The organism is Halochromatium sp., assembly GCF_046541315.1.
In the GTDB taxonomy this organism is placed as follows: domain Bacteria; phylum Pseudomonadota; class Gammaproteobacteria; order Chromatiales; family Chromatiaceae; genus Lamprobacter.
Map to the genome: position 1 here is coordinate 1 of NZ_JBKHDN010000125.1, position 8,146 is coordinate 8,146.

Annotated in this window: 8 protein-coding genes; 6 read left to right on the forward strand and 2 right to left on the reverse strand. The window is 68.4% G+C overall.

Features of this window, described 5'->3' with window-relative positions; all coding sequences use genetic code 11:
- The 4 genes from ACLFQI_RS09270 to bioD all read left to right on the forward strand — a co-directional run.
- Nucleotides 1–666: aminotransferase class I/II-fold pyridoxal phosphate-dependent enzyme (locus tag ACLFQI_RS09270; protein WP_410758731.1), on the forward strand; the 666-nt coding region annotated here is incomplete at its 5' end.
- 24 nt (nt 667–690) lie between these two features.
- Nucleotides 691–1,521 (forward strand): alpha/beta fold hydrolase, encoded by an 831-nt coding sequence (locus tag ACLFQI_RS09275; protein ID WP_410758733.1) that lies wholly within the window; start codon nt 691–693, stop codon nt 1,519–1,521.
- Nucleotides 1,518–2,399 carry a malonyl-ACP O-methyltransferase BioC gene (gene bioC / locus ACLFQI_RS09280; RefSeq protein ID WP_410758735.1) on the forward strand — a complete coding sequence of 294 codons (882 nt, stop codon included), beginning with the start codon at nt 1,518–1,520 and terminating at the stop codon, nt 2,397–2,399. Before ACLFQI_RS09275 ends, bioC begins: the two co-directional genes overlap by 4 nt.
- Nucleotides 2,400–2,439: 40 nt before the next feature.
- Nucleotides 2,440–3,270, forward strand: coding sequence for a dethiobiotin synthase (gene bioD / locus ACLFQI_RS09285; RefSeq protein ID WP_410758737.1), 831 nt, complete (start codon nt 2,440–2,442; stop codon nt 3,268–3,270).
- Nucleotides 3,271–3,359: 89 nt separating this feature from the next.
- Here the strand turns inward: bioD and recN are convergent, their stop codons facing one another.
- Together recN and ACLFQI_RS09295 are read right to left on the reverse strand one after the other, a co-directional pair.
- The gene (gene recN, locus ACLFQI_RS09290; protein ID WP_410758738.1) at nt 3,360–5,033 is read right to left on the reverse strand and encodes a DNA repair protein RecN; all 1,674 of its coding nucleotides are present in this window, start codon (nt 5,031–5,033) and stop codon (nt 3,360–3,362) included.
- Nucleotides 5,027–5,908, reverse strand: a complete 882-nt coding sequence (locus ACLFQI_RS09295; RefSeq protein ID WP_410758740.1) for an NAD(+) kinase — start codon at nt 5,906–5,908, stop codon at nt 5,027–5,029. Before ACLFQI_RS09295 ends, recN begins: the two co-directional genes overlap by 7 nt.
- A 259-nt stretch (nt 5,909–6,167) precedes the next feature.
- On the opposite strand from ACLFQI_RS09295, the gene hrcA reads away from it, so the two are divergent.
- Entirely contained in the window at nt 6,168–7,229 is a 1,062-nt protein-coding gene (gene hrcA, locus ACLFQI_RS09300) for a heat-inducible transcriptional repressor HrcA (RefSeq protein WP_410758741.1), read from the forward strand.
- Between the two features lie 90 nt (nt 7,230–7,319).
- A complete protein-coding gene (gene grpE / locus ACLFQI_RS09305; RefSeq protein WP_410758743.1) occupies nt 7,320–8,048 on the forward strand; it encodes a nucleotide exchange factor GrpE in 729 nt (242 codons plus the stop codon).
- Nucleotides 8,049–8,146 lie beyond the last annotated feature (98 nt).

The following is an 8,146-nucleotide window of genomic DNA, read 5'->3' on the forward strand; positions in this document are numbered from 1 at the left end:
AGCTTGATCGTCACCGACGGCGTGTTCAGCATGGACGGCGATCTCGCGCCGATACCGGCCCTAGCCGCGATCGCCAACGCCACCGGCGCCGCGCTCATGGTCGACGACGCCCACGGCATCGGTGTCCTCGGTGCCCAGGGTCGCGGGAGCCTCGAACAGGCGGGTCTCGATGGGGGCGACGCCCAAGCCGCGGTCCCGATTCTGGTCGGCACCCTCGGCAAGGCCCTCGGCACCTTTGGCGCCTTCGTTGCCGGTAGTGCCGAGCTGATCGAGTACCTGATCCAACGCGCGCGCAGCTACGTCTACACCACCGCAGTCCCGCCCGCGCTCGCCAGCGCCAGCCTCAGGGCGTTACGGATCGTGCAGCAAGAGCCGGAACGCCGCCAGCATCTCCAGCGTCTAATCGCTCGCTTCCGCGCTGGCGCTGAAGCCCTGGGGCTGCCCTTGGCCGACTCGCCGACGCCGATCCAACCGCTGATGGCCGGCGATGTCGAGACCGCCCTGCGCTGGAGCCGGTTCCTCGAAGAGCGCGACATCCTGGTCACCGCGATTCGCCCGCCGACCGTGCCCCAAGGCGCTGCGCGTCTGCGCATCACCTTCTCGGCCGCCCACCAAGCCGCCGAGGTCGATCGCCTCCTAGACGCACTGGCAAGGCTCCCAAGATAGCGGCTCAAGGTGCAGCAACCAACAATGCACAACGACCGACCCACTCTCGTCCTGCTCCACGGCTGGGGCATGAACAACGGCGTCTGGGATGCGCTGCCGGCCTCTATCAGCGAGCGCTTCCATCTGCACCCCATCGAACTTCCTGGCCACGGCAACGCGCCCTTCCAATCACACTGGCGCGATCTCCCAGACTGGGCCGATGCCGTGCTCGCCCAAGCCCCCGAACAGGCCATCTGGCTCGGCTGGTCGCTCGGTGCCCTCGTCGCCCTGCAAGCAGCCTTGCACACCCGCACGCCAGGTCGCCCCATCGGCCCGGGCCAACAGGCTCCAGCCCAGGAGGTCTCATCACGCCGCCGCGCTCCCTCTCGCATCCGCGCCCTGATCCTGGTCACCGCCAACCCACGCTTCGTCCAAGCCGCCGACTGGCGCGCCGCCATGCCCGCCACCACCTTCGACGGCTTCCACGCCGCGCTCCGCGATGAACCAGCCGCGACCCTCGCGCGCTTCCTCTCGCTCCAGGTGCGCGGCAGCGAGGACGCCCGCGAGACCCTGCGCCGCCTGCGCGCCGGCCTCGCCGAGCGCCCGCAGCCGCAACCCGAGGCGCTGCTGGCCGGCCTGGATCTGCTGCGCGAGGAAGACCTGCGCGCGCGCCTGGCCGACATCCAACAACCCGCGCTCTGGCTGTTCGGCGAGCGCGATACCCTGGTGCCGGCCAGCGTCGCCGAGCGCATCGAACTGCTGATGCCCCAGGCCCAGTGTCAGACCATCCCGGGCGCCGCCCATGCGCCATTGCTTTCGCATGGCGACGAGGCCGCCAACCGCATCACCGCCTTTCTCGCCGAGACCCTGCCATGAGCCTGATCGACAAACGCGCCGCCCGCCGCGCCTTCGAGCGCGCCGCGACCAGCTATGACGCCGCCGCCGTGCTCCAGCGCGAGATCGGCGCGCGCTTGCTCGAACGGCTCGACTATGTGCGGCTGCGCCCAGACCGCATCCTCGAACTCGGCTGCGGCACCGGGCAGGGCATCGATGCCCTCGCCAAGCGCTGGCGCCAATCCCGGATCATCGCCCTCGATCTCGCCGAGGCGATGCTCCAGCGCGCCCGCCGCCGAGGCACCTGGCGCAACCGGCCGCGCCCGCTCTGCGCCGATCTCGAGGCCCTGCCGTTGGCCGACGACTCCGTCGACCTGGTGATCTCCAACGCCACCCTGCAATGGGCCGGCGATCTCGCGCGCGCCTTCGCCGAGCTGCGGCGCGTGCTGCGTCCGGAAGGCCTGCTGATGTTCACCACCTTTGGCCCGGACACCCTGATCGAGCTGCGCCGCGCCTGGACCGCCGCCGATGGCGGTGCCCATGCCCATGTCAGCCCGTTCCTGGACATGCACGACATCGGCGACGCGCTGGTCCGCGCCGGTTTCGCCGATCCGGTGATGGACGCCGAGCGCATCACCATGACCTATGCCGACGTGCGCGCGCTGATGCGCGACCTTAAGGCCATCGGCGGGCGCAACGCGCTGCACCAGCGCCCGCGCGCGCTGACCGGCCGCGCGACCTTGGCGGCGATGGAAGCCGCCTATGAGCGCGAGCGGCGCGACGGGCGCCTGCCCTCGACCTGGGAGGTCCTCTATGGCCAGGCCTGGATGCCGGCGGGCGCCACGACGCCGGCACAACGACAGACCGCCGATGGGGTCGCGATCCCGCTCACGGCGATCCCGCGCCGGGCCGCGCGATGAACGCATCCAGCGGTGTTCCATATCCACTGAGATTCATGCCGTGAATGATGAGATGATCAGTCCTATGGCGTCGGCGCCGAGGCAAGAGCGAGCGCTGGCGTCGGAATCGCGGCAGGGGCACGCTCAAACGCCGCCGCGCGGGCGAGGGCTCTTCATCACCGGCACCGATACCGAGATCGGCAAGACCGAGGTCACGCTCGGGCTGATGTCCGCCTTGCAGCAGCGCGGCCAGCGTGTGCTCGGCATGAAACCCATCGCTGCCGGTTGCGAGCCGTCGGCAGAGGAGGCGCGCAACGACCAACCCCTGCGCAACGAGGACGCCCTGCGCATCCAAGCGCAGTGTTCGCAACCGGTCGCCTATGCGCGGATCAATCCCTACGCCTTCGCGCCGCCGATCGCGCCGCACCTCGCCGCCGCGCAGGCCGGTGTCGAGATCGCACTCGCGCCGATCCAGAGCGCGTACCAACAGCTCGCGGCACAGGCCGACTGGGTCCTCGTCGAAGGCGTCGGCGGCTGGCGCGTGCCGCTGGGGCCGGAATTCACCCTGGCCGACCTGCCGCGAGCGCTCGAACTCCCCGTGCTGCTGGTGGTCGGTCTGCGGCTCGGTTGCTTGAATCACGCGCTGTTGAGCGCCGAGTCGATCCAGGCCTCGGGCCTGCGCCTGGTCGGCTGGATCGCCAACGGCGTCGATCCGGCGATGGCCGCCGTCGAGGGGAATCTCGCTAGCCTGCGCGCGCGGATACCAGCGCCCTGTATGGGGGTCATCCCCTGGCTTGAAACGCCAACCCCAGAGCGGGTCGCCGATCATCTGCACAGCGGCCTGGAACGGCTACAGTGCGCCGCCGAGCTGTCATGCAACCAGGGCGCTTAGGAGATGTCCATCATTTGCTTCCCGAAGCTGCCGCGACCAGTCGCCCCGAAATCGGGAAGTCATTTCTGGACAGTCACTTGAGTGCCGGTTCACTCGCGCGCGCCGAGCCGCAACATCTCGGCCGCGTGCGCGCGCGTGGTCGCGGTGATCTCGGTGCCGCCGAGCATGCGCGCGACCTCGTCGATGCGCTGCTCGGCGGCGAGCGGATCGATCTGGGTGAAGGTCTCGTCTTGCCGCGCCGATTTCTGCACCCGCAGATGCTGATGCGCTTGCGCGGCGACCTGCGCTAGATGGGTCACGCAGAGCACCTGCCGGTTCTCGCCCAAACGCCGCAGCAAGCGCCCGACGATCTCGGCGACCCCGCCGCCGATGCCGACATCGACCTCGTCGAAGACGAGCGTGGGGACGCCGCCGACCTCGGCGGTCGCGACCTGAATCGCCAGGCTGATGCGCGAGAGTTCGCCGCCGGAGGCGACCTTGGCCAGCGGCTGCAACGGCTGACCGGGGTTGGCGCTGACCAAAAAGGCAACGCGATCGAGGCCCTGACTGCCGATCGTCTCGACCGCGCCGGGATCGACCGCGACCTGGAAACGGCCGCCGCCCATGCCCAGCTCCTGCATCGTCGTGGTCACCGTCTCGCTCAGTTGGCGCGCGGCCTTGCGGCGCGAGACACTCAACGCCTCGGCACGCTCGAGCAAGGCCGCACGCGCCTGCTCACGCTCGCCGGCCAAGGCCTCGAGCGACTGATCGGCCTGTTCCAGACGCACCAGCTCGTCGCGGCGCTCGGTGGCGAAGGCGCGCAACTGCTCGGGCGCGACGCGGTACTTGCGGGCGAGATCATGGATGCGACCGATGCGCTGTTCGACCACCCCGAGACGGGTCGGGTCCATCTCCAGCCCGTCGAGGTAATGGCGCAGATTCGCCGCCGCCTCCTCGATCTGCACCGTGGCGCCATCGATCAGCTCGCGGGTCTCGCCCAGACGAGGGTCGATCGCGCTCAGGCCGCCGAGATCGGCGCTGGCGCGGCCGAGATGATCGCGCAGCGACTGCTCGCCTTCGTAGAGCAGCTCGACCAGCGCCGCCGCAGTGGCCTGCAGTTGGCCCTGATTGGCAAGCCGGCGTTGCTCGGCGTCGAGCGCATCGAGTTCATGCTCGCCAAGCTCCAGCGCATCCAATTCGTCGAGTTGGAAGCGCAAGAGTTCCAGGCGCTCCTCGCGCTCGGCGCGGGCCTCGGTCAGGGTCTTCCAGCGTTGATCGAGTGCCCGATAGTGCCGATAGTGCTCGGCCACCGCGCTGGTCAGCGACGGATGCGCGGCATAGCCATCGAGCAATGCCCGCTGCGCGGCCGGCCGCAGCAGGGATTGATGCGCGTGCTGGCCGTGGATGTCGACCAGCAACTCGCCGAGCGCGCGCAGTTGGGCGCTGCTGACGGCGCGGCCGTTGATATAGGCGCGGGCGCGGCCGTGCCGCACCAGCACGCGCCGGATCAGGCATTCGTCGCCGTCATCGAGCGCCTGCTCGGCGAGCCAGGCGCGCGCCGGCGGGTGGTCGGCGAGCGCGACATCGACGCTGATCTCGGCGCGCTCGCGGCCGCTGCGGATCAGGCTCGCGTCGGCCTTGTCGCCGAGGGCCAGCCCGAGCGCGTCGATCAGGATCGACTTGCCGGCCCCGGTCTCGCCGGTGAGCGCGGTCATGCCCGCCCCCAGCTCGAGTTCGAGCCGGCTGACGATGACCAAATCTTGGACGGTAATGAGAGTCAGCACGGCGTTTCGGAATGGGTATGGCCGCCCCAGCCGAGCTTGGCGCGCAGGATGCGGTAGTGATCGTGATCGTGCGGATGCAACAGGCGGATGCGGCGCGAGCTGCGTTCGACGCGGATCGCGGCGCCCGCTTGCAGGGGCAGGTCGACCTGGCCGTCGCAGGTCAGGCGGACCTGCTCCGGCTCCAGGTCGCAGACCCGGATCTCGATGCGGCTGCCGCCTGGCACCACCAGCGGCCGGTTGCTCAGCGTGTGCGGACAGATCGGCACCAACAGCAGGGCATCGAGCCGCGGATTCAGCAGCGGACCGCCGCCGGAGAGGGCATAGGCGGTGGAACCGGTCGGGGTGGCGACGATCAGCCCATCGGAGCGCTGGGCATTGATGAACTGACCGTCGATATAGGTCTCGAACTCGATCATGCGCACCGAGTTCCATTTGTGGATCACCACGTCGTTGAGCGCACGCTCGGGCACGGCCTGCGCGCCCATGCGCACGTCGAGCAGGATGCGGGTATCGGCCTCGTAGGCGCCGTCGAGGATCTGCTCCAGGCGCGCCTCGATCTCATCGGGCAGGATGTCGACCAGGAAGCCGAGACGGCCGAGGTTGATGCCGACCAGCGCGACATCGTGCTCGGCCAGGACGCGCGCCGCGTGCAGGAAGGTGCCGTCGCCGCCGACCACCAGCACCAGGTCGCAGCGCGCGCCGAGATGCTCGATACTGACGCCATCGCCGCGCCGCAGGCGGGTCGCGGTGGCCTGCTCGAAGGAGGTGCGGACCCCGCGCGCGCCAAGGTGATCGACGACGCGCGCGACCGTGGTCGCGATGCGCGGGTCGTCATGCTGTTTGGCGATGAGGCCGATGTGCTGGAACCAGGCCATCGATGGCGCACGACTCCTTGGGAGGCGAAGGATATGGACCAATCGGGTTGCTGAACACGGCCCAGGCATGGGCAGGGACCGCGGGCAACGTTAGCACGCGGCACCGAGCGCGCCAATCATCGCCTTGACATCATTCCCCGAGCCCCTTAGATTGAACGCGTTAGCACTCGTTAGGCAAGAGTGCTAACAACCGATTCACCGCCCGAGAGGCTGGATTCGATGGGTTTCGTTTAGCCACCAGTGAGTGACAATCGTGTCGATGGACGTTAGAGCCAGTGGTCGTTTTGCCGAAGGACAGGTCAGCGAGCGCGCACTGCACTTTCTGAAGGCGCTCGTCGAACGCCACATCCGCGATGGCCAGCCGGTGGGGTCGCGCACCTTGGCGCGCGATACGGGCCTGGATCTGAGTCCGGCGACGGTGCGCAACGTGATGGCGGACCTGGAGGATTTGGGTCTGGTGTCGTCGCCGCACACCTCGGCGGGGCGGGTGCCGACCGCGTCGGGTTATCGACTGTTCATCGATAGCCTGCTCAAGGTCGCGCCGCTGACCGAGGCCGATGTCACCGTGCTGCGCGAGCAGTTCGCGCACAGCACGGACACCGCGACGCTGATCCAAACCGCCTCGCGGGCGCTGTCCGGCGTCACCCACCTGGCCGGGCTGGTGATGGTGCCGCGGCACGAGCGCGAGGTGTTTCGGCAGATCGAATTCGTCTCGCTGTCGGGGCGGCGGGTACTGGCGATTCTGGTCACCGGCGATGGCGAGGTGCACAACCGCATCCTCGAGACCGAGCAGCCATTGCCGGCCGCGCAGCTCGAGCAGGCCTCGAACTATCTGACCCAACTGTTCAACGGCCAGGAGATGCAAGAGGTGCGCCGGCAGTTGATGGCCGATCTCAAGCGCACCCATGCGCACATGGATGAGCTGATGATACGGGCGGTGATGATGGCGCAGCGCGTCATCGAGGCCGCTGAGCACAAGGATGACGTGATGATCGCGGGCCAGACCAATTTGATGGAGTTCACCGAGCTGTCCAGTATGGATCGGCTCAAGGCGTTGTTCGATGCCTTCACCGAGAAGCGGCAGATCCTCGACCTGCTCGATCGCTGCATCGAGGCCGAGGGGGTGCAGATCTTCATCGGCGAGGAGTCGGGCTACGCCTTGCTCGATGATTGCAGTGTCGTCACCGCCACCTACCGCGTCGAGGACCAGGTGCTCGGCGTGCTCGGGGTGATCGGCCCGACGCGGATGAATTACCAGCAAGTGATTCCGGTCGTCGATGTGACGGCGAAGCTGCTCGCGGCCGCGCTGCGCGGACGCTGATTCGCGACAACCCACATTCAACGCGAGAGGCCACGGGCGCATCCACGGCGCGGTCGCGATCCGCCGGGTGGCCCGGGAGCGAGGTTAGAGATGACGAAGGAACAAGACCAAACGCGCGACCCGATCGAGGACGTCGATCAGGCGCCGAACGATGAAGCGGCGGCGGAGCCCGGGCGCACGGCGGCAAACGCGGATGTCGAGCGCGAGGCCTCGGTCTTCGACGAGGAGAGGCTCGCGTCCGAGACGTCCTCGTCCGATTCCGAGCAGGCCAGTTCCGAGCAGGCCAGCTCCGAGCAGGCGGATTCCGAACAGGCCGGTTCCGAGCAGGCGGATTTCGAGCAGCCGGACCCGGCCAAGCTGACCATGCTGCTGGAGGATACGCGCGCGAAGGCCGACGAGGCCAACAACCAGCTGCTACGGCTGCGCGCCGAGATGGAGAACATGGCGCGGCGCCAGGCCAAGGAACTCGAGAACGCGCACAAGTTCGCGCTCGATAGCTTCGTCAAGGAATTGCTGCAGGTCCGCGACAGCCTCGAACTCGGCCAGGCCGCCGCCGAGGCGCCGGACGCCGATGTCGACAAGCTGCGCGAAGGCACCGAGTTGACGCTGAAATTGCTGCGCGACGTGATGGCCAAGTTCGGCGTTGAGCGCATCGACCCCGAGGGCGAGCCCTTCAACCCGGACTATCACCAGGCGATGTCGATGCAGCCGCGCTCCGATGTGCCAGCGAATACCGTGGTCAACGTCGTGCAGAGCGGTTATCTGTTGAATGGCCGTTTGGTGCGCCCGGCGTTGGTGATGGTGTCGCAAGCGGCCTGACCGTGCCAGATCCGTTGCGCGAGATCCGTTGCGCGAGATCCGTTGCGCGAGATCAGCCAGCGTCTCGAAAGCCGCCGCCGGTTCCAGGGCGAGACCGC